The sequence below is a fragment of the Mesorhizobium sp. BR1-1-13 genome (assembly GCF_020165515.1).
Taxonomy (GTDB): domain Bacteria; phylum Pseudomonadota; class Alphaproteobacteria; order Rhizobiales; family Rhizobiaceae; genus Mesorhizobium.
Map to the genome: position 1 here is coordinate 127,835 of NZ_JAIUIH010000013.1, position 21,546 is coordinate 149,380.

At 64.1% G+C, this 21,546-nt stretch carries 22 protein-coding genes; 19 read left to right on the forward strand and 3 right to left on the reverse strand.

Annotated features, from left to right (window positions below):
* The first annotated feature begins 12 nt into the window (after positions 1-12).
* The 10 genes from LB533_RS25370 to LB533_RS25415 all read left to right on the forward strand — a co-directional run bounded on the left by LB533_RS25370 (position 13) and on the right by LB533_RS25415 (position 9,020).
* Positions 13-177 carry a DUF3309 family protein gene (locus LB533_RS25370; protein ID WP_023757858.1) on the forward strand — a complete coding sequence of 55 codons (165 nt, stop codon included), beginning with the start codon at positions 13-15 and terminating at the stop codon, positions 175-177.
* Positions 178-611: 434 nt separating this feature from the next.
* A complete protein-coding gene (locus tag LB533_RS25375; RefSeq protein ID WP_140644362.1) occupies positions 612-1,337 on the forward strand; it encodes a GntR family transcriptional regulator in 726 nt (241 codons plus the stop codon).
* Between the two features lie 3 nt (positions 1,338-1,340).
* Positions 1,341-2,393: an ADP-ribosylglycohydrolase family protein gene (locus LB533_RS25380; RefSeq protein WP_140644360.1), complete on the forward strand. Its 1,053-nt coding sequence runs from the start codon at positions 1,341-1,343 to the stop codon at positions 2,391-2,393.
* Positions 2,390-3,373 (forward strand): PfkB family carbohydrate kinase, encoded by a 984-nt coding sequence (locus tag LB533_RS25385; RefSeq protein ID WP_140644358.1) that lies wholly within the window; start codon positions 2,390-2,392, stop codon positions 3,371-3,373. The genes LB533_RS25380 and LB533_RS25385 overlap by 4 nt, the downstream gene beginning before the upstream one ends.
* Positions 3,374-3,412: 39 nt before the next feature.
* The gene (locus LB533_RS25390) at positions 3,413-4,474 is read left to right on the forward strand and encodes an ABC transporter substrate-binding protein (RefSeq protein WP_318012506.1); all 1,062 of its coding nucleotides are present in this window, start codon (positions 3,413-3,415) and stop codon (positions 4,472-4,474) included.
* Between the two features lie 64 nt (positions 4,475-4,538).
* A complete protein-coding gene (locus LB533_RS25395) occupies positions 4,539-5,408 on the forward strand; it encodes an ABC transporter permease (protein ID WP_140644354.1) in 870 nt (289 codons plus the stop codon).
* Positions 5,408-6,196, forward strand: coding sequence for an ABC transporter permease (locus tag LB533_RS25400; RefSeq protein ID WP_140644352.1), 789 nt, complete (start codon positions 5,408-5,410; stop codon positions 6,194-6,196). The genes LB533_RS25395 and LB533_RS25400 overlap by 1 nt, the downstream gene beginning before the upstream one ends.
* Entirely contained in the window at positions 6,196-7,260 is a 1,065-nt protein-coding gene (locus tag LB533_RS25405; protein ID WP_140644350.1) for an ABC transporter ATP-binding protein, read from the forward strand. The genes LB533_RS25400 and LB533_RS25405 overlap by 1 nt, the downstream gene beginning before the upstream one ends.
* Positions 7,261-7,317: 57 nt before the next feature.
* A complete protein-coding gene (locus tag LB533_RS25410; protein WP_140644348.1) occupies positions 7,318-8,568 on the forward strand; it encodes an aconitase X in 1,251 nt (416 codons plus the stop codon).
* A complete protein-coding gene (locus tag LB533_RS25415) occupies positions 8,565-9,020 on the forward strand; it encodes an aconitase X swivel domain-containing protein (RefSeq protein WP_140644346.1) in 456 nt (151 codons plus the stop codon). The genes LB533_RS25410 and LB533_RS25415 overlap by 4 nt, the downstream gene beginning before the upstream one ends.
* A gap of 113 nt (positions 9,021-9,133) precedes the next feature.
* Here the strand turns inward: LB533_RS25415 and LB533_RS25420 are convergent, their stop codons facing one another.
* A complete protein-coding gene (locus tag LB533_RS25420; protein WP_140644344.1) occupies positions 9,134-10,156 on the reverse strand; it encodes a LacI family DNA-binding transcriptional regulator in 1,023 nt (340 codons plus the stop codon).
* A gap of 457 nt (positions 10,157-10,613) precedes the next feature.
* On the opposite strand from LB533_RS25420, the gene LB533_RS25425 reads away from it, so the two are divergent.
* The 9 genes from LB533_RS25425 (at position 10,614) to LB533_RS25465 (ending at position 19,050) form a co-directional block, all read left to right on the forward strand.
* A complete protein-coding gene (locus LB533_RS25425) occupies positions 10,614-11,711 on the forward strand; it encodes a Gfo/Idh/MocA family protein (RefSeq protein ID WP_140644342.1) in 1,098 nt (365 codons plus the stop codon).
* A gap of 42 nt (positions 11,712-11,753) precedes the next feature.
* On the forward strand, positions 11,754-12,668 hold the full coding sequence (locus tag LB533_RS25430; RefSeq protein WP_140644340.1) for a sugar phosphate isomerase/epimerase family protein: 915 nt from the start codon (positions 11,754-11,756) through the stop codon (positions 12,666-12,668).
* Between the two features lie 50 nt (positions 12,669-12,718).
* The gene (locus tag LB533_RS25435) at positions 12,719-13,663 is read left to right on the forward strand and encodes a substrate-binding domain-containing protein (protein ID WP_140644338.1); all 945 of its coding nucleotides are present in this window, start codon (positions 12,719-12,721) and stop codon (positions 13,661-13,663) included.
* A gap of 44 nt (positions 13,664-13,707) precedes the next feature.
* The gene (locus LB533_RS25440) at positions 13,708-14,727 is read left to right on the forward strand and encodes an ABC transporter permease (RefSeq protein ID WP_181169617.1); all 1,020 of its coding nucleotides are present in this window, start codon (positions 13,708-13,710) and stop codon (positions 14,725-14,727) included.
* A 2-nt stretch (positions 14,728-14,729) separates the two neighbouring features.
* Positions 14,730-15,506 (forward strand): ATP-binding cassette domain-containing protein, encoded by a 777-nt coding sequence (locus LB533_RS25445; RefSeq protein ID WP_140644336.1) that lies wholly within the window; start codon positions 14,730-14,732, stop codon positions 15,504-15,506.
* A gap of 4 nt (positions 15,507-15,510) precedes the next feature.
* The gene (locus LB533_RS25450) at positions 15,511-16,692 is read left to right on the forward strand and encodes an aldose 1-epimerase family protein (RefSeq protein WP_140644334.1); all 1,182 of its coding nucleotides are present in this window, start codon (positions 15,511-15,513) and stop codon (positions 16,690-16,692) included.
* 85 nt (positions 16,693-16,777) lie between these two features.
* Positions 16,778-17,860, forward strand: a complete 1,083-nt coding sequence (locus LB533_RS25455; RefSeq protein ID WP_140644332.1) for a fatty acid desaturase family protein — start codon at positions 16,778-16,780, stop codon at positions 17,858-17,860.
* 28 nt (positions 17,861-17,888) lie between these two features.
* Positions 17,889-18,200: a MocE family 2Fe-2S type ferredoxin gene (locus LB533_RS25460; RefSeq protein ID WP_140557934.1), complete on the forward strand. Its 312-nt coding sequence runs from the start codon at positions 17,889-17,891 to the stop codon at positions 18,198-18,200.
* A 49-nt stretch (positions 18,201-18,249) separates the two neighbouring features.
* Complete coding sequence (locus LB533_RS25465; protein WP_140644330.1) at positions 18,250-19,050, forward strand: 3-methyl-2-oxobutanoate hydroxymethyltransferase; 801 nt, start codon at positions 18,250-18,252, stop codon at positions 19,048-19,050.
* Here the strand turns inward: LB533_RS25465 and hutH are convergent.
* Positions 19,015-20,532 (reverse strand): histidine ammonia-lyase, encoded by a 1,518-nt coding sequence (gene hutH / locus LB533_RS25470; RefSeq protein WP_140644328.1) that lies wholly within the window; start codon positions 20,530-20,532, stop codon positions 19,015-19,017. The genes LB533_RS25465 and hutH overlap by 36 nt on opposite strands.
* On the reverse strand, positions 20,529-21,530 hold the full coding sequence (locus tag LB533_RS25475) for an ornithine cyclodeaminase family protein (RefSeq protein ID WP_140644326.1): 1,002 nt from the start codon (positions 21,528-21,530) through the stop codon (positions 20,529-20,531). Before LB533_RS25475 ends, hutH begins: the two co-directional genes overlap by 4 nt.
* Positions 21,531-21,546 lie beyond the last annotated feature (16 nt).

The window sequence follows — 21,546 nt, forward strand, 5'->3', positions numbered from 1 at the left end:
GGAGTGGAAGCCATGAGTCTTGGAACCATCCTTATCATCATCCTTATCCTCGCCCTGCTCGGCGGCTTCAGCGGCCTGGGCGGCGGTCCGTTCTACGGAACCGGTTATTATGGCGGCGGCGGGCTGGGGCTCGTGCTGCTGATCGTCATTATTCTGGTCGTGCTCGGACGCATTTAAGCGCGTCGTGCACGTCGTTCTCACAAGGCGAGATCCGCTTCGGGCGACATGCACTGGCCGCTGCTCGCGATCCCGTGACCATGTCGATGCCGGTCCGCACCGGATCGTGATGCAGGCAAACAGGCTTGTGATCGGGTCTCCGACGAAACTCCCGTAAGGTGATTTCGGTCCACACCCCCCGTGGAAAGCAAGAGGAGAGGTCCCACCCCTTGTCCTCCTCCAAGGCCCGCCCCGGTTCCCGGAGCGGGCTTTCTTTCTTCTGCCGATAGGATCACCACCGCAAGACGTCCAGAGTGGCGAATCCTTCTTCGTCGCCTGCAGCCAGCTGATCTTGGAAAGCAGTGCACCGCGCACATCCCGTCCTGCCATTGACAAGCTCGAGACATCAAGAGATCCTAAACAGGATTAGACAGGTTCACTATACAGGTACTTATATGAAGCGGAGCGCGATCAAACTGTCTCCCGGCACGGGCAAGCCCGAGCAGATCGCCACCGTCCTCGAACACGAGATCCGTTCCGGCGTGCTGGGTTTCGGCGACCGTCTGCAAAGCGAAAATGAACTCGTCCAGCGCTTTTCCGTCAGCCGCAACACGGTGCGCAAGGGGCTGGAGGAACTGTCCAGCCGCGGGCTGATCACCACAAAGGTCGGCATCGGGTCCTTCGTCACCTTTGACGGCAAGCCGGTCGATGATGCGATCGGATGGTCGCGCGCGCTGGCCAATGCCGGCGCCAACGCCGATACACGGACGCTGCGACTGGAGGTGATCGAGGACGCCGACCTTGCCGTGCTGCTAGGCATCGAAAGCCCGCTCTTCATCGCCGTCGACCGGGTCCGCACCAATGCCAGCGACGGCCATGCCATCTCCATCGAACGCAGCCGCCTGCCGCTGTCGCCCGAGCTGGAGGACGTGCCGCTGCGGGGTCTGCGCGAAGGCTCGCTGCACCAGACGCTGCGCGAAGCGGGGCTTGTACCCGACCATGGCGAGGAGTGGGTCGACATCGAGATGTTGAACGCCCATGACGCCGCTATCCTAGGCTGCCCGCAAGGCACACCCTTCCTGCGTGGCCGTCGCCTGACGCGCGCGGCCGATGAGCGGCCGGTCGAATATGTCACCAGCCTGCTCAATCCCGCCCATTTCGCGCTGCATATGAGGTTCTGAGCGATGCCGGACAACGAGCTTGAGATGGACCGCGCCATGGGTGCGCTCGTCGGCGGGGCGCTGGGCGACGCGCTCGGCATGCCGACGCAGCTTCTGTCGCCTCAGCGCATCGCCGAACTCTACGGCCATGTTGCGGATTTCGTCGCACCCTTCGCCGATCATCCGGTGTCGAAGGGGCTGCCGGCCGGGACTATCACCGACGATACCGAACAGGCGCTGCTGCTCGGCCGCATCCTGGTTGCTTCAGGCGACCGCTTCGAGCATGCGCGCTGGGTCAACGCGCTGCTCGGCTGGGAGCGCGAGGTCAAGGCGCGCGGCAGCTACGACCTTTTGGGACCGTCGACCAAGCGCGCCATCGACGCCATCAACAAGGGCGTGCCAGCCGAGGAGGCTGGGCGCGGCGGCGACACCAATGGCGCGGCCATGCGCATCGCACCGGTCGGCATCATGATGCAGCCGGAGCCGCTGGATGCGTTAGTCGACAAGGTGGCCGAGACCTGCCGGGCGACGCACAACACCTCGATCGCCATTGCTTCCGCCGCAGCGGTCGCGGCCGCCGTCAGCCGCGGCATCGCCGGCGGCGACTGGCGCGCCGCGTCCGACAGTGCCGTCGTAGCGGCGAGGCGAGGGGCGACGCACGGCCATTGGGTGACCGGCGGCGATATCGCCGCGCGCGTCGCCTGGGCGCAGGATCTGGTTCGCGGCAAGACCCCGCGAGATGCGGTCCGGCTGATCACCGATCTGGTCGGCACCGGCGTCGCCAGCCAGGAGTCCGTTCCGGCCGCCTTTGCGGTGCTGGAGGTCGCCAGCGGCGATCCCTGGCAAGCGGCGGTCATCAGCGCCAATCTCGGCGGCGACACCGACACGATCGGCGCCATCGCCGCCGGCATGGCCGGTGCCTGCACAGGTTTTGCGCGCCTGCCTCAGGAGCGCATCGCGAGCCTCAAGGGCATCGACATGTCGCAAGTGCGGGCGCTCGCCGCCGACCTCGTGGCGGCGCGGATGTCGAAGGGCCGCCCGGAGCGGACCGGACCCGGCAAGGACGCCGCAGCATGAGCGCGCGTCTCGTCCATATCGGCAGCGCGGTGGTCGATTATGTCTACCGCATCGATGCCTTGCCGGCGCCGGGCACGGAGAAGACGGCGTCGAGCTATGCGCAGGTCGCCGGTGGCGGTTTCAACATGATGGTCGCGGCAATCCGCACCGGCATGAAGGTGGTATTCGCAGGCCAGCTCGGCAGCGGACCCAATGGCGACTTCCTGCGCGCCGCCTTCGCCGCCGAAGATATCAACATTCTGACGCAGCCTTCTCCTCTGATGGACAGCGGCAACTGCGTCGCCATGATCTCCAGCGATGCCGAACGCACCTTCGTGTCGTGGCCGGGAGCGGAGAGCGTGCTCAGCCTCGACATGATGGCGCCGGTGCTGGTCTCGACCGAGGATTGGGTGTTCACGTCAGGCTATACGCTGAGCTATCCCGGCAGCCGCGACGCGCTCACCGACTGGATCGAGACGCTGCCGGCGGACATTCCACTTGTCCTCGACCCGACGCCGGTCGTTTCGGACATTTCGCGCGCCACCCTATCGCGGGTGCTCGCCCGCACGACCTGGCTGAGCTGCAACGCGACGGAAGCCACCGACATTGCGGGCCCGGGCGATGCCGACGCCCTTGCGGCGCGATTGCTTGCCGATCATTGTCCCAACGCCGACGGCGTCGTCATCCGCTGCGGCGCCAAGGGCTGCCATATCCGACTGGCGGGCGGCTCCGCCCGGACCATTCCCGCTTTCAAGGTGGCGGCGATCGACACCAACGGCGCCGGCGACACTCATATTGGCGCCTTCGTAAGTGCGCTCGCGCGCGGCATGCCGCCTTTCGAGGCGGCGCGCTACGCCAATGCGGCGGCGGCCATTTCGGTCACCCGCCATGGCGGTTCATCCGCGCCCACCGACGCGGAAATCCAGACTTTCCTGAGCCATGCCGACGGTCACTCGACCGGCGCGCGAGGCCAGGACCGGAAGGCCCATCAGACAGCCTGACAAAGCCCGGGAAGCGGGCAAACAAAGAGAGGAACGAACATGCGCATGCCTGACCTGACTGCTCTTTTGACGGCGACGGCCGTCTTCACCTCCGCACTTCCCTTTGCCGCCAAGGCCGATGAAGTGCACGTGCTCAACTGGAAAGGCTACGGCGCCGACGAGCCATGGGCGGTTGCAGCCTTCGAGAAAGCGACCGGCCACAAGGTGGTCAACGACTTCTTCAACTCCGAACAGGAAATGCTGACCAAGATCCGGACCAACCCGGGCCTCTACGACGTCGTCATGATCAACGCCGCCTTCAACGACCAGGCGATGGCGGAAAAGCTGATCCAGCCCATCGACGTCTCAAAGCTTTCCAACTATGCCGACATCAGCAAGGACAAGGCGAGCTCGCCGATGCTCAACCATGACGGCAAGGTCTATGGCGTGCCGTGGGTGTGGGGGCTGACGGCGCTCGCCATCAACGAGAAATCCTTCGACAAGCCGCCGACATCGATCGCGGAAATGTGGGATCCCGCCCATAAGGGCCGCGTCGTCATCCGCGACGATGCCGTTGAGGCCGTGCAGTTCGGCGCCATCGCCACAGGCCAGAACATCAACGACATCAAGGATATGGATGCGGTCAAGACGAAGCTCACCTCGCTGATGCCGCATATCAAGACCTTCTGGAGCTCGGAGAACGACTGGAACCAAATGGTGGCTTCCAATCAGATCGACATCGGCACCTATTGGAGCGGTTCGGCCGACCGCGCCAAGACCCATTTCAAGCTGCCGGTCTCGCTCGTGATCCCGGAGGAAGGCGCCGTCGCCTGGCTGGACGCCTTCTCCATCCCGGTCGGCTCCAAGAATGTCGCGGGCGCCGAAGCCTTCATCAACTACATGATCGACCCGAAATTCTATGTGGAATGGGTCACCAAGGTCGGTGCACCGGTGTCGGCCAACGCCAAGGCGGTGGAAGCGCTGCCCGAGGATGCCTTCAACCGCAAGGTGATGGGTGATCCCGCAGTCGCCAAGCGCATCCAGTTCCAGGCGCCGATCACCGATGCCCAGCGCGAAGCTTATCTTACGCTCTGGCAGCAGCTGAAGGTCGACGTGAAATAAAACGCGTGTCGGGGCTCCGGTGTTCGCGCCGGTTGGTCCTTCCAATCCGGGGGAGGAGGATAGCATGGCAGCAGAGGGCGCGGTCGCAGCGCGCGGCGGGCTGAGATCGGCGCTGCCGCTGCTGGCGCCCGCCTATCTCTGGCTGACGGTGGCGATCTTCCTGCCATTGTCGGCCATGGTGTTCTTCTCGTTCATGACCGACCTGCCGCTGACGGGAAAGCCGTGGGCGTTCACGCTTGGCAACTACGCCGCCTTCTTCTCGCAAAGCCTCTACCTGACACTGCTGCTTGCCTCGCTGCGCCTCGGCCTCGAGGTGACCTTGTGGTGCATCGTCATCGGCTATCCCGCGGCTTACGTGCTGGCCAAGGTGCTGAAGGGGCGCAGCCGCGAGGCGATCTTCCTGCTCGTCATCCTGCCGTTCTGGTCGAACGGGCTGGTGCGCATCTTCTCCTGGGCGATGGTTTTGCGCGAGGGCGGCATTCTTGACACCGCGCTCAACGCCGTGCTGCCGTTCAAGATCAACATCGATCTCATGTATTCCTATCCGGCGATCATCATCGGACTGGTGCACTCCTATGTACCGTATATGGTGCTGACCTGTTATCTCACTTTGCAGGCGATCGACGATTCCTTGATCGAGGCCGGACGCTCGCTCGGCGCCTCGCGGTTGCAGGTGCTGAAGCGCGTCATCATCCCGCTGTCCATGCCGGGCCTGGTGGCGGGAGCTGCCCTCATCTTCGTGCCGGTTGTCGGCTCCTTCATGGAGCCGCGCATCCTCGGTGGCCGCAGCGGCACCTTTTACGGCACGGTGATCGAGGACCAGTTCGTGGCCGTGTTCAACTGGCCGCTTGGGGCGGCACTCTCCTTCATCCTGCTGGCAGTGGTGCTGGTCATTCTGGCGCTGGCCGCACCGGTGCTGCGGAGGGCCGCGTGATGGCGACGACGCGTATCCTGGAGTGGCTCGGCCGCCTCTATATCGCGGTGCTGCTCGCCTTCCTGTACTTGCCCATCCTCATCATGGCGCTGATGTCGTTCAACGTCTCGCCCTTCTACCAGCTGCCGTTCGAGTGGACGACGGAATGGTACGCCTCGCTGTGGCAGAACGACCAGCTCATCGCCGCCACCTGGAACAGCATCGAGATCGCCATGATTACGACCGTCATCTCGACCGTGCTCGGCTCGGCGGCGTCCCTGGCGCTCTACCGCAATGAGTTCCGCGGCAAGAAATTCCTGCAAGCGCTGCTGTTCCCACCGATCGCCATTCCATGGCTGATCACCGGCACGGCGATGCTGATCTTTTTCTTTGGCATCGGCATTGGACGCGGGCTGTTCGCCATCCTGCTCGGCCATGTCGCGCTGGCATTGCCCTATGTCATCGTCGTGGTCTCGGCCCGGCTGCAAACTTTCGCACCGGAGCTGGAAGAGGCGGCGCGCTCGCTCGGGGCCAACCAGTGGCAGGTGACGAACCGCGTTACGCTGCCCTGGATCATGCCGGGTGTGATCGCCGGCGGGCTGTTTGCGTTCGCCGTCTCGTTTGACCAGTTCGTGGTGTCCTACTTCCTGGCGACGCCGGGACAGACGACGCTGCCGGTCGAGATCTACGCCGCGATCCGCAAGGGTTTCACGCCCGAGATCAACGCGGTCTCGACGATCATCATCGTGGTGTCGATGGCGCTGATGCTGCTCACGGCGCGCTTCTTCAAATTCGGCGGAGAGAAATAATGGCCGGCGTCCAGGTATCCAACGTCTCGCGCAGTTTCGGCGCGCACAAGGCGCTGGACGACGTCTCCATCGATTTCGCCGATGGCGGCTTTTACGCGCTGCTCGGGCCATCGGGCAGCGGCAAGACCACGCTGCTGCGCCAGATCGCCGGCTTCGATTTTCCCGACAGCGGCCGCATAGCCATCGGCGGCGAAAGCGTCGAGCGGGTGCCGGTCGAAAAGCGGCGCATCGGCATGGTGTTCCAGAACTACGCGCTGTTCCCCAATATGAGCGTCGCCGACAATGTCGCCTTCGGCCTGTCGGTGCGCGGCGAGGCCAAGGCGGCGATTGCCACCGAAGTGCAACGCGCGCTCCACCTCGTTCAGCTCAGCTCGCTCGGCGGTCGCAAGCCGCATCAGCTCTCCGGCGGCCAGCGCCAGCGGGTCGCGCTGGCGCGCGCCATCGTCACCAAGCCACGCGTGCTTTTGCTCGACGAGCCGCTCGGCGCCCTCGACAAGGCCCTGCGCGTCGACATGCAGATCGAGCTCAAGCGCATCCAGCGCGAGATCGGCATCACCACCATTTTCGTCACCCACGACCAGGAAGAGGCGCTGACGATGAGCGACCGCATCGGCATCTTGCGCGACGGCCGGCTGGTGCAGGAAGGGCCGCCGGAGGAGATCTACGACCGGCCGAAAAGCGAATTCGCCGCCACCTTCCTCGGGGATGCCAACATCTTTCGCGGCGATACCACCGGCAACGGCATCCGCTTGCCGGACGGCACGACGATCGCCGCCCAGGCCGGCGCCAGGCTTGCCGCCGGGGCCAAGGCAAGCTGCGCCGTACGCCCGGAGCGCATTCGGATTGCCCTTGATGCCGGGACTTCGGACGGTGATGCCAACATACTCAAGGGCCGGGTTTCCAAACGCATCTTCGCCGGCAACAACAGCACCTACTTTGTCGAGCGTGCCGGCCAGACGCTGAAGGTCATCGTCCAGAACACCGGCGCTGACAGGCTGGCGGAAGGTCAGCATGTCGTACTACGCTGGTCGCCGGAGAGCACGGTGTTGATCGCGGCGGGGTAGTTCACTGGACTGTTGGCGTTCCTGCGCGCCATAAGACGAGCACGGGCCGGAGCGCCAATGACGTTGGAATTGACTGCCGAGGACCAATCCATGCTCGATGGCGAGCAAGGGCCGTCGGCGGCCGCGGCCATGAAGATCCTTGTCGCCTTTTCCAAAGCCATCGGAGCAGAGAGCCTCCTCGACATTGCCGGCGCCCATATTGATGGCTGCCTCTATCACGGCAAGGCAGGGCTCGATTTCGTCGAACGGCTGGTCGAAGGCGGCGGCCGCGTTCAGGTGCCGACGACGCTCAATGTCGGTTCGTTCGATCTCATCCATCCCGGTCTGGTGAAGATGCCGGCGGCGGAGGAAGCGCCGGCGCGGCGGCTGATGAAGGCGCATATCGAGCTCGGCTGCCAGGCGACCTTTACCTGCGCGCCCTACCAGACGCAGTTCCGGCCCGGTTTCGGCCAGCAGATCGCCTGGGGCGAATCCAACGCCATCGTTTTTGCCAATTCGGTGATCGGCGCGCGCACCAACCGTTATGGCGATTTCATCGACCTGTGCTGCGCCATCACGGGCCGCGCGCCGGCCTGGGGCCTGCATCTGAGCGAGAACCGGCGCGGCCGCATCCTGTTCGATCTGGACTTTGCCGAGCCAGAGCCGAGCGACGCCCTGTTCGTCGGCGTCGGGCTGATCATCGGGCAAGCCAGCGGCGATCGCGTTCCGGTTATTACAGGCCTGCCGCGGCCGCGCGACGAGGACCAGCTGAAGGCGCTGGGCGCGGCAGCCGCGACTACCGGCGCCGTGGCGCTGTTCCATGCGGTCGGCATCACCCCGGAAGCGGGAACGCTTGACGAGGCGTTCCATGGTGAAGCGCCGGAAGAGACGATCCGCATCACGCGCGCCGATATCGATCATGCACTGGCCAGGCTGTCGCGCGTACCCGACGGGGCGCCGCTGGCGGCCGTGTCGCTGGGCACTCCGCATTTCTCGCATGCGGAATGGATGCGCCTGCTGCCGTTGCTGCGCGCCGTCGCGCCGGGCAGGGGAATCCCGATCTATGTCAACACCGGTCGCGCGACGCTGACGCGATTGCAGGAGGAGGGCGCGCTTGATGGCACACAGGCGTTCGGCCTGATCCCCGTCGCAGACACCTGCACCTATGTCACCGCGATTCTGGAACGGCTCGACGGCGTGGTGATGACCAATTCCGGCAAATGGGCGCATTACGCGCCGGGCAATATCGGCGTGACGGTTGCGTTCGCGGATATGACGGATTGCATCCGCTCCGCCGCGGTGGGGCATGTCGTGCGAGGCGCGTCATGACCGCGCCGGTCGAAACGGGCGTCGAGCGATCCGGCACCTTCCAACTGGCCGGCAGTGCCGAGGGCCGGGCGCTGGTGTTTTCGCAGCCGCTGAGCTTCTGGGGCGGCATTGACGCGGGGACCGGGGACATAACGGATCACTCGCATCCGGGTCTCGGCCAGAACGTCGCCGGGAAAATCCTGGTCATGCCGAGCGGGCGCGGCTCCTCGTCCTCATCCTCGGTGCTGGCCGAGGCGATCCGCAGGGGCACGGCGCCTGCCGGCATCCTGCTGGAACGGCCGGACCCGATCCTGGCGGTGGGCGCCATCGTCGCGGAATTTCTCTACGGGATCGGCATGCCGCTGGTGGTCTGCGACATTGGGGGCATTATCTCGGGAGAGCGGATTGCGATCGATGTTAGCGAGGATGGCGGGGCGGTTGTTCGCAACGTCCAGGGGACGAGCGCTCGCTGACAGCGTGAGCGCTGCATCCTGCTGGCCGACCAGGCGTGTCACTACCCAAGTGACTCAACTGACACGCCTGAATCTTTGTTTTTGTGCATACGGCGCCAACTGCCGCGCGCCCTTCAGATCTCCGGGATGTTCTCCTTGAAGATCACCTGCAGCCTCGGCTGGTGTAGTTCGTAGGGCAGTGCCCGGACCGCATGGGTCAAGGTGTTGAGCGTTTCGCGCGCCTCAACGCGCGGGTTCTGGTCGATGACCGCGTCAAGCGTGCCGTCGAGCAGAAGCTCCTTGGTACCCTCGGTTACCTCATGGCCGAGGAAAACCATCGACTGCGCGCGGCCGCGCTCCTTGAGCGCGCGGGCAATGCCGGTATTGCCCGCGCCTACATTGTAGATCGCGGCCAGATCGGGGTGTCGCTCCAGAAGGGCTGATGCCTCCGAATAGGCCTTCTCGCGGTCGTCAAGCATCTCGCGCATCTCGACGATCTCCAGATTGGGCGATTCCTCGGCCAATATGTGGCGAAATCCCATCTCGCGTTCCTCATGGCCGCGATAGGATAGCGAGCCGGCGAACAGCGCCACCTTGCCAGGACGTTCCGAGCCCATGAAACGGTTGAGCAGGTAGCCGGCCAGCCGCCCGGCGGCCCGGTTGTCGATGCCGATATACGCGACCCTTGGCACATGCAGGATGTCGGAGGCGATGGTCACCACCTTGACGTCGTTGGCCGATAGCGAGCGGATCGCCTCGCGCACCGTCGGATGGTCGAGCGCGATGACGCCGACGCCCTGCGTCTGGCCGCGCAGATCCTGCAAAAGGCGTGCGAGCCGGTCGGGATTGAAGCCCTCAATCGTGGCGATATGGACATCGAGATCCGGCCGCGCCAAGGCTTGGGCTTCGATGTGGCGATGCAGCATCTTGATGAAGGAATTGGTGCCGGCCGGCAGCGCGAAGTCGAGCCGGATGACATCGCCGGACAAGGGCTTGAGAGGCGCCCCGCCTTCGGCGATGTAGCCAAGACGCTGCGCCATTTCGAGCACGATTTCGCGCGTGCGCGCCCGCACACCCGGACGGTTGTTGAGAACACGGTCGACGGTGGCGGCGGAAACGCCGGCTTCCCGGGCTATGTCAGTCAGGGTGGAACGCACCGTCTTTCATCTCCTCAATGCATCAGGATCACGCAATGCCGACGGCCGGCCGGGTGGCGACTGCTCTTCGCCAACCGCGATTCTGATGGGAAATGATGTGTCCGGCCTTGGCCGATGCGCAAGCCGTCGGGCTAAATCAGATCGCCCGGCAGGATCGCATCGGCGTGGCAGGATAGATTTCCCATCAAATCGAGGCATCAGGAGCGGTGTATGGATTCCGGTATGGCGCATTCCTTCGCCTTTCTGCTAGATTATGAGGTGTTTTGATTATTCATGATGTTGACAGCCTTCCGTGACTGCCGTCAATATCCCTCATGGGCTCGTGGAGGAACATTGGCCCGAGGGAGGGAATTCCAATGCCTGATCCGATCCGCATGCCGCGGCTCCGGTTGCTAGCATCTGGAAGCGCGTTGGCGAGATGACGACGGCCGCGAAGACAGAATTCTGGGAGGAAGACATGGCAGGCAAAGGCTTCGAGCCGGACGTGAAGGTTCGCACCAGGGAATTCAGGATCGGCTGCGTCGGCGCCGGCATGATCATGGCCGAATGCCATCTCGCGGCCTATAAGGAAGCAGGCTTTCCTGTCGTGGCGATCGCTTCGCGTACGAAGGCGAATGCGCAGAAGGTCGCCACGCGCTGGGGCATTCCGACGGTCCACGACACGCCGGAACGACTGATCGAGGATCCGCAAGTCGAGATCATCGACCTGGCTTTCCCGCCGGACCAGCAGCCGACGCTGATCCGCCACGCGCTGAAACAGAAGCACATCAAGGCGATCCTGGCGCAGAAACCGCTGGCGCTGTCGGTCGAGGAAGCGGTGAAGCTGCGCGACGAGGCGGCGAAGGCGGGCAAGATCCTCTCGGTCAACCAGAACATGCGCTACGATCAGTCGATGCGCGTGCTGAAGCAGATCATCGACAGCGGCGCGCTCGGCGACGTCGTCTTCGCGCAGATCGACATGCATGCGATCCCGCACTGGCAAGGTTTCCTCGAGGAGTACGACCGGCTGACGCTTGCCAATATGAGCGTGCATCATCTCGACGTGCTGCGTTTCCTGTTCGGCGATCCCGATGAGATCACCACGCTGACGCGCAAGGATCCGCGCACGACTTTCGAACACACCGACGGCATCACCGTCTCGACGCTGCGCTTCCCGTCCGGCGTGCTCGCCGTGTCAGTGGAGGATGTCTGGTCCGGCCCACGCCAGGAAGGCTACAAGGACGACCAGCACATCAACTGGCGCGTCGACGGCACCAAAGGCGTCGCCAAGGGCACGATCGGCTGGCCGAGAGGTGCGGCCTCGACGCTGACCTATGCCTCGGCCGAGACGACGGGCGGCGAGTGGGTCAGCCCAAGCTGGGACACGATGTGGTTCCCGCATGCCTTCATCGGCGTGATGGAGCAGCTCCAGCATGCGGTGAAAACAGGCATGCCACCGGCGCTTTCCGTCGCCGACAACGTCAAGACCATGGCGCTGGTGGAAGCGGGCTACCGCTCGATCGCTTCCGGCCGCACGGTCAAGCTTTCCGAAATCTCGACAAACCCGATCAATTGAAATCGCTGGCAACTGAATCGCTTACAGGGAGGAATTCACACCATGATGCAGGCAGGTATTTTCACGGGCTATTTCCCGTACGGCCTTGAAGAGACAGCGAAGAAGATTCGTGGGCTCGGTTTCAACACGGTGCAGCTCGACCTGCATTTCAGGGATATCGACCTGTCGGCCGGGCAGATCACGAAAGATAAGGCCAAGACCGTGCGCGATGTCTTCCGCGACCACAACCTGCCGGTCTGCTGCGTGTCGGGCTACACCAACATCATCCATCCCGACAAGGCAGAGCGCGAGAAGCGCGTCGGCTACCTCAAGGAGATCATCCGCAACGCCCGCCATTTCGGCTCGCCTTACGTGATCTCGGAAACCGGCACTTACAACACCGAATCCGACTGGGTGCACCACCCCAAGAACAAGACCGAGGAGGGGTTCGAGGAATGCCGCAAGGTGATCGCTGACCTCGCCCAGACCGCCTATGACCATGGCGCGGTGTTCCTGCTTGAAACCTATGTCAACAACGTCGTCGGCTCGGTCGAGGAGACGGTCAAGATGTTCGCGCAGGTCGATCACCCCGGCCTTGGCCTGCTGATGGACCCGACCAACTATTTCGAGACGCACAACATCGATCGGATGGACCAGATCCTGAACCAGGTGTTCGACACGTTGACGGACAAGATCAGGATAGCGCATGCCAAGGACGTCAAGCGCTCGGGCAGCGACAAGTCGGAAAAGCACGCCGACATCGGCGATGAGGATGCCATGGAAAGCCACACCTTCCGCGGCGTCGGCGAGATCGAACTGCCGGCGCCCGGCCTCGGCTCGCTCAACTACGACCTTTATCTTCAGCGGCTTGCCGAGAAGCACCCGAACATTCCGGTCATCATCGAGCACCTGTCGGAAGACGACGTGCCGCGCGCCAAGACATTCCTCGACGGGAAGTTCCGCGCCAACGGCCTGTGACGGCCGGCCGCGCCGCCGGTGCATGGCGGCTTCAAACAAGGAGGAAAAGCATGTTGAAATTTGCATTGAAATTGGCGGCCGCCGCGACTGTTCTTGCCGGCGTCGCGTTCGGGTCGGCCGCACAGGCACAGGACGGCCAGAAGACCTTTTATCTGCTGTCGCATGGCGGTCCGTCGGACGCTTTCTGGATCGACTGGAACGCCGGCGCCACCAAGGCCTGCGACCAGCTCAAGGTGACCTGCAAGATCTCCTTCAGCGGCGGCGACATGGCGGCGCAGAAGGAAGCCTTTAATTCCGCGCTTGCCGCCAAGCCCGACGGCATCGCCACAACCTCGGCGCAGCCCGGCCTGTGGACCGAGGAGGTCAAGGCGGCGAAGGCCGCCGGTATCCCGATCGTGTTCTTCAACACCGACGACCCGGCGACGGGGCGGCAGGCCTATGTCGGCGCCGACCTGAAGGAGGCCGGCACCATCTGGGCAAAGTATCTTGTCGACCACAAAATGGTGAAGCAGGGTGACAAGGTCTTTCTGCCGGTCGAAGTCCCCGGCGCAAGCTACCAGCAGCTCGAGACCGAAGGCATCGCCAGCGTCTTCGATCCGCTCGGCATCAAATATGACGTGGTCGATTGCGGCACCGATCCGGCCGGCATCATCGCCAAGATGACCGACTATATGGTTGCCAACAATCCGCCGGCGATCATCGCGCTCGGCGATTCCGTGGCGGCCAGCGTCAAGCGGGTCTTCGACGGCGCCGGCGTGCCGGCAGGCAAAATCCCGGTCGTCGGCTGGGGCAATTCGAAGGAGACGGCGCAAGCCGTCAAGGACGGTTTCGTCAACGCGGCGGCCTGGCAGTACCCATCGGCGCAGGGCTTCATGCCGGTAGCACTGCTCGGGCTTGCCGCCTCGGGCGAGCCAATCGGCTACGACATCCACACTTTCGGTCTCTACGATGCTTCGAGCGTCGAGCCGATCCTCAAACTCTACGACAAGAAGTGAAGATGGACGCCCGCCGCGCCGGCGGCGGGCGCCTTGCAAGCAGCATGGTTCAGAACGTTATGGCAGTCACCGCGGAAGAAGGCGCAACAAGCGCCAGGAGCAGGTCGAGGCTGATGCGCTCGCCGCAATTTTCCTCATTCATCATCCTCGTCGTCCTTCTCGTGGTATTTGCGATCGCGGACGGCAATTTCCTGTCGCCGCTCAACATCTCCAACATGATGGCGTTCCTGCCCGAGCTCGGCATCATTGCCCTCGGCATGACGCTGCTTCTGACGGCCGGCGAGTTCGACCTGTCGGTCGGTGCCGTATTCGGCCTGGCGCCGGTGGTGGTGATGCTTCTGGTGCAGAACGGCGGGGTGGATATCGGCGTCGCCCTTCTGGCTGGACTTTTACTGTGCATCGCGATTGGGGCGATCAATGGGGTGATCGTCACCAAGATCGGCATCTCGTCGTTCCTGGTGACCCTGTCCATGCTGCTGATCGTGCGCGGCGCGGCCCTCTACATCACCCAGGGTTTCCCGCTGAAGTCGTGGGACCAGCCTGGCTTCTTCGTGACGCTGCTTGCCGGCAGCTTCAATATCGGCTCGTTCCGCTTCTACACCTCGCTGTGGTGGTTCGTCGGCCTGTCGCTGCTGGCAATCTACGTCCTGCGCTATGCCAAGCTCGGCAACTGGATCAGCGCCATTGGTTCCAACCGCAACGCGGCAGTAGCCCGCGGCGTGCCGGCGGACGCCGTCAAGATCTGGCTGTTCATCGCCACCTCGGTGCTGGCCGGGCTTGCCGGCATGATCAGCGCCTTTCGTATTTCGGCCGCTTCGCCGGTGGCCGGCACAGGCTATGAGCTCGAAGTGATCGCCATGGTGGTGGTCGGCGGCACGGCGCTGACCGGCGGACGCGGCACCATCCTGGGCACCATCGTCGGCGCGCTGATGCTGCGCGCCATCCGCAACGGCATCGTGCTCGTCGGCGTGCCCGGCCTCGCCTACAACATCTTCGTCGGCGTGATCATTCTCGCCATGCTCATCCTGCACGCTTTGCTGCAGAAAAACGCGGCAAGGAGCTGACGATGATGCAAGAAGTGCTTCGGCTGCAGAACCTGCAAAAATCCTTCGGCAGCGTGCGCGCGCTGAAGAATGCCTCGCTGACGCTGAGAGAAGGCGAGATAGTGGCCCTGCTCGGCGACAATGGCGCCGGCAAATCGACGCTGATCAAGGCGATCTCCGGCGTCTTCCCGGTCGATCGCGGTGACATCTATGTGCGCGGGCAGAAGGTTTCGATCCGCTCGACGCGCGACGCGATGGATCTCGGCATCGAGACCATCCACCAGGATACGTCGCTGGCGCCGGATCTCAGTATCGCGCGCAACCTCTTCCTCGGCCGCGAACCGGTCAATTTCAAATGGTTGGGCGTGTTTGCGCCGCTCGATCTCGCCAAGCTGCGCGATGCTGCCTCCTCCCTGCTGAAGCGCGTCGGCATCTCGAAGAAACTCGACGCCGACGCGCTGGTCTCGACGCTGTCGGGCGGCGAGCGCCAGTCGATCGCCATTTCGCGGGCCATGCAGTTCGCCGCCAAGGTGATCATCCTCGACGAGCCGACCAACAATCTCGGCGTCGAGGAAACCCACGGCGTGCTGCGCTTCGTCAGGGAGATGCGTCAGGCCGGCCATTCGGTGCTGCTCATCACCCACAACATCCATCACGTGTTCGAGGTTGCCGACCGCATCATCGTCATGCGCCGCGGCGAGATCGTTGCCGAGCAGACGGTCGCCGATACCGATCTGCTGACCGTGGAAAGCATCATCACCGGCGCCGACCTATCGGCCCTGATGAAGAGGGCGCAGTGACGGCATGGTAGAGCTTTACGGCAAGACGCTCTCGCGCCGGCAGGTCTCGGAACGCTCCGGCATGCTGTCGCAGTTCGCTGGCGTGCGGCTGATGACGCTCGGCGACGGGGTGGAGCGCGGTATCCGCATGCTGGAGTTCCGTACGGGCTCCGGCCTGCGCTTCACCGCACTCGTCGACCGCGCGCTCGATATCGCCGATTGCGACTTCAAGGGCCAGGCGATCGGCTGGCACTCGCCGGGCGGTTTTCGCCACCCCGGTCTTCACGACTATGAGGGGGAAGGGGGGCTGGCCTGGGCACGCTCCTTCTCCGGCTTGCTGGTCACCTGCGGCCTCGACCATATACTGGGCCGGGAAGAGGTGCCGGCCGAGAACTACAATTATCCCGGCAAGAAGACCGTGATCCATTCGCTGCATGGCCGTGTCGGCACCATCCCGGCGCGGCTGACAGGCTATGGTGAGGCGTGGGACGGCGACCGCTGCGTGCTGTGGGCCGAAGGCATCGTGCAGCAATCGGCGGTGTTCGGCGAGGATCTGCATCTGATCCGGCGGATCGAGGCGGATGTCGGCGGCAACGAGATCCGGCTGTCCGACCGCGTCGTGAACCATGGCTTCAATCGCACGCCGCATATGTATTTCTACCATGTGAATGTCAGTCATCCCCTGCTTGACGAGGGCTCGCGCTACCTCGCGCCAATCCGCGACGTGGTGTGGGCCGGCCATGCCGGCGAGCGCTATGAGGCGCAGAAGGTCGGCTACCGCACGGTGCCGGAACCGCGGATGGAGTTCAGCGAACAGGTCTGGCAGCATGAAATGGACGCCGATGGAAAGGGCGAGGTACCAGTCGCGGTGGTCAACGACCGGCTCGGCCTCGGCTTCGAAATGGTGACGCGGAAAGACCAGCTGCCTTGCGCCTATCAATGGCAGAATTTCCAGGCCGGACAGTATGCGCTGGGCATCGAGCCATCGACGCATCATGTGCTCGGCGATCTCGCCGCGCGCGAACGCGGCGAGATGATCTGGCTGGAGCATGACGAAGGCCGCGCCTACGACGCCGTGTTCCGGGTCCTGGACGGCAGGGAAGCGATCGCCGGCGCCGAAGCCAGGATTGCGGCGATCGCCCGCCAGCCCGAACAGGATTATCCTCGGCCTTCCGGCAATTTCCGGAGACTGGCGGGCCCGGCATGAGCGCGACATGTATTCAAAGCAAGCCCTCCGGCCGGCGGACCGGATTGCGAGCGGTGCGAGAAGTTTGGAGGCCCGTGTGAAGACGATGGCAAAAAAGCGGGATTACAGCCTGGTCGGTGAAAGCACCAGGGCCGCGATCGAGACCGGCCTGGCCTCCGCCGAATGGTATCACACCGATGTCCCCCGCAAGGTGATGAAGGAGCTGATGCAGCGTTCCGACGGGCCGGCGATCCGCGACACCATCATCTGGATTGTTGCGATCCTAGCCTCGGCCGCCGGCATCATCTGGTTCTGGGGCTCATGGTGGGTGGTGCCGTTCCTGTTCGTCTACGGCGTGCTCTACGGCTCGTCGAGTGACTCGCGCTGGCACGAATGCGGCCATGGCACGGCCTTCCGCACGCGCTGGATGAACGATGTCGTCTACCACATTGCTTCCTTCATGCTGATGCGCAATCCAGTGCAATGGCGCTGGAGCCATGCCCGCCACCACACCGATACCATCATCGTCGGCCGCGACGCCGAGATCGCCGTCATGCGGCCGCCGGACCTGTTGAAGGCGGCGCTGGCCTTCACCGGCATCCTCGATTTCCGCTATTCGCTGCCGACGCTGGTGCGCCAGGCTTTCGGCAAGCTGTCCGACGAGGAGAAGAGCTACGTTCCGGAAATGGAATGGGCAAAGGCGGTGACGGCCGCGCGGTGGCATGTTGCCGTGTATATTGCGACGATCGCTGTCGCGGTCGCGCTGAGGTCATGGATACCGGTTGTGCTGATTGGTTTGCCGCGCCTCTACGGCACCTGGCACATGGTGATGACCGGCCTGCTGCAGCATATCGGGCTGGCCGACAATGTCGTCGACCACCGGCTCAACACGCGCACCGTCTACATGAACCCGATCAGCCGGTTCATCTACTGGAACATGAACTACCATGTGGAGCACCACATGTTTCCGATGGTGCCCTATCATGCGCTGCCCAGGCTGCATGAGCTGATCAAGCACGACCTGCCCGTGCCGAACCCGTCGATGTGGCATGCCTATCGCGAGGTCTGGCCGGTCCTGCTCAGGCAGCTGAAATACGAGGACTACTACCTCAAGCGCGAGCTGCCGCCGACGGCCAGGCCCTATCGCGGCGAATTCCATGAGATCGACATGTCGGCGGCGGCTGAATAAGGATCGCGAGTGGTTGCGGGAGACAGAGATGGCCGATTGGATTGAAGCGTGTGCGGTGGACGATGTCGAGGAAGAGGATGTCATCCGCTTCGACCACGGTGGCCGAACCTTCGCGATCTATCGCTCCCCGGACAATGAATTCTTCGCCACCGACGGTTTCTGCACGCATGAGAAGGCACATCTCGCCGACGGGCTGGTGATGGACGACATCATCGAATGTCCCAAGCACAATGGCCGCTTCAACTATAAGACGGGCCAGGCCAAGGGCGCGCCGGTCTGCGTCAATCTTGCGACCTATCCGGTGAAGATCGAAGCTGGCAAGGTGATGATCGAGATCTGAAGCGCGGCAAACCGATCCGGCACCGCGGCAAGCAAAAGAGGGACGTTTAATGAGCCGAAAGAGACCGACCGTCGCCGACCTGCGCGCCATGAAAGGCAAGCGTCAGCTGACCATGCTGCGCGTGCTGACCCTGGACGAGGCGGAAGCTGCCGAGCGGGCAGGGGTCGATATCGTCTCCGTGCCGCCGGAACTCGTGCTCAACCCGCAATACCGCGATGCGGCACCGAGCCTGTTCACCATGCCGGGAGACAATTTCTACGAAATCGGCACATCGGATGATTTCCTGCGTTGGGCTTTCCGGCTCTACAAGGCCGGCGCCGACGCGGTCTATTGCAGCGCGGGCTACGCCACCATCAAGCGGATGGCGGACGATGCCATCCCCGTCATCGGCCATGTCGGCCTCATTCCCTCCCGCGCGACGTGGACCGGCGGCTTCAAGGCGGTCGGCAAGACCGCCGACACCGCCATGCAGGTGTTCGAAGCGGTGAAACAGCTCGAGGCCGCCGGCGCCATCGGCGCCGAAATCGAAGTGGTGCCGGTCGAGGTCGCCAAGGCAATCTCGGAGCGCACCTCGCTGATCATGCTGTCGATGGGCGCGGGCACCGGTTGCGACGCGCAATATCTGTTCGCCGAAGATATCCTTGGGCAGAATCGGGGCCACATGCCGCGCCATTCCAAGGTCTATCGCAATTTCGCCGCTGAATATGATCGGTTGCAGGTGGAGCGGGTGGCGGCGTTCTCCGAATATGTCGCCGACGTCAACAGCGGCGCCTATCCCGAGGACAGGCATGTGGTGCACATGGATCCGGCCGAGCTACACCTGTTCCTCGACAAAGTCGGCCGGGGCTAAGATCGGCTGCCATCTGTCGCTGGCGAGCGCGGCATGAAGCGCGTCGGCTTCGATGCCGAGCGGCCGATCCTCCCTAAGCGCCGGCACCAGCGCGCGTATCGCCGTATGGATAGCGGCTGTGCCCGGCGCCAGCGTCAGCCCGTCGCGCAGGTCAACGGCCTGGGCGGCCGCCATCAGTTCGAAAGCGATCAACCGTCGCCACAGCACAACCATAGCGGCGCATTTAGCGATCACTAGCGGCGTCTGCGTGGCATGGTCCTCGACGCCCTCGGAGACGGACAGGAAATCGAGCATCACGGGATTGGCCTTGTGGCGGATGGCGGCCAGGATCGATGTTACCGTCTTCTGCAGCGGGACGAAGCCGGCCGATGCGCCACCGACCGGCGACAGATATTTCGGCAGGCCGTTGCGGCCCGAGCCGGTGAGCTGGATGAAGCGCGCCGCGCTTGCCGCGGCGCATTGCGCGATTGCCAGGCCAAGCGTTTCGAAGACAAGCGACAGCGAGGCGGTGTGGAAATTGCCGGTCGACAGCACCAGCTCGTCCTCAGCCAGTACGAGCGGGTTGTCGGCGGCGGCGTTGAGCTCGATCTCGACGGCACGTCTCGCCTGATCGATCGCCTCGATCACCGCGCCATGGATCGATGGCATGCAGCGGATCGACAGCGGATCCTGCAAGGTGATCGGCGCCGGCGCCTCGTCACGGGCCAGCAGATCCTGCAGCGCCTTGGCGGCCTCGGCCTGACCTGCTGCCGGCCGCGCCAGATGCAGGCGGGGATCGAGAATGGTGCGGTTCGCGCCGATGCCTTCCATGGTCAGCGCGCCGGCCTGCTGCTGTTGGGCCAGGGCGGATAGCGCATCCGTCACCACAAGTGCGCCGCTGCCGGCGGAAACGGCGGACGCGTTGATCAGCGACAGCCCATCCTTCGGGGCCAGGCCGATGGGGGCCAGGCGGGCCATCATCAGCGCCTTGGCCGCGGACATGCGCCGGCCCTGATAGTCGGCCTCGCCTTCGCCGATCAGCACGCGGGCGATAGCGGTCATCAGCACGAGATCGCCGGCGCCGATCGAGCCCAGCGACGGCATCACCGGATGGATGCCGGCATTGAGCGTGTCGACCAAGGCGACGAACACTGCGGGCGAAAGGCCGGAGCCGCCGGCCGACAGCATCGTCAGGCGGGCAAGCATGGTCGCCCGCACGGTTTCCACCGGCAGCGCTTCTCCGACGGCGCCGCTGCGTCCTTCCAGCAATTGGCGCTGGAAGGCGCTGGCGTCGCCTCCGACCGTTGTGCCGAGATTGGCGCCGAGACCCGTATTGAGCCCGTAGATCTGCTGGCCGGACGCGGCGGCCTTGTCGAGCACTTTCCGCGCCTTCTCCAGCCTGCCGATAACATCGGGCCCGATTTCCACCTTGCGTGCCTCGCGGGCAACGACGGCGACATCGCCGACGCTGACGTCGGCTCCGGTGAGGATCAGAGCGCTCATGCGAAGCGCAGCCTTTGACCGATGCCTTGTGCCTGCGCCTTGGCCAGCATTGCCTTGCCGAGCGCGATATCGGACAGCGACAGACCGCGATGCCAGAACAGGATTGTTTCGTCATCGCTTTCGCGCCCTGTTTTCAAGCCGGCGGCGATCTGGCCGAGCTCGGCATGCAGCGTCTTTTCGCTCAGCCGACCGGTTTCGACATGAGCGCGCAGCGAACCGAACTTGCCGCCCTTGCACTGGCCCCAGTCGTCGACGACCATTTTCTGCATGATGTCGGTCAGCGAGAGCTCGACCGCGCTCATCGTGCCATAGGGCACGACCAGCGCACCACGCTTGATCCAATCGGTCTTCAGCAGCGGCTGCGGCTCCGGCAGCCGCGAGGCCTCGACGACGATGTCGGCGCCCTCGACGCAGCTTTGCCAGTTAGCCACAGGCTTGACCGGCTTGCCGAGGTCGGCGGAGAGCCTGGCGGCAAAGCCGTCGCGGCTTTCCGGCCGGCGCGAATGGACGCGGATCTCGTCGAAGTCGAAGAGGTGGTCGAGCAGCCGCACGTTCCAGTAGGCCGTGCCGCGCGCGCCGATATGGGCAAGCACCTTCGAATTCCTGCGCGCCAGATGCCTGGCGCCGATCGCAGTGACGGCGCCGGTGCGCATGTCGGTGATGACGGTGGCGTCGAGGATGGCGCGCGGCGCGCCGGTGCGCGGATCGAACAGATTGAGGATGCCGAATTCGGAGGGCAGGCCGTGCAGGTAGTTATCGACATAGTCGCCAACGATTTTCACGCCCGCCGCATCGAGCGGCGCCACGTAGCCGCGCAAAACATTGAAATGGCCGTGGAAGGCGGGATCTGGCTCGAGATGAACGCGCGGCTCGATCACCGTCTGGCCGTCGCCTTGTGCGACCAGGCCGGCCTCCACGGCGTCGAGGATTTCGGCGTCGGTCATGGCAAGGGCATCGATGTCGAGGGCGTTGAGATAGTCGATATAGATAGGCTTCATGCGTGCGCGTTCCTCG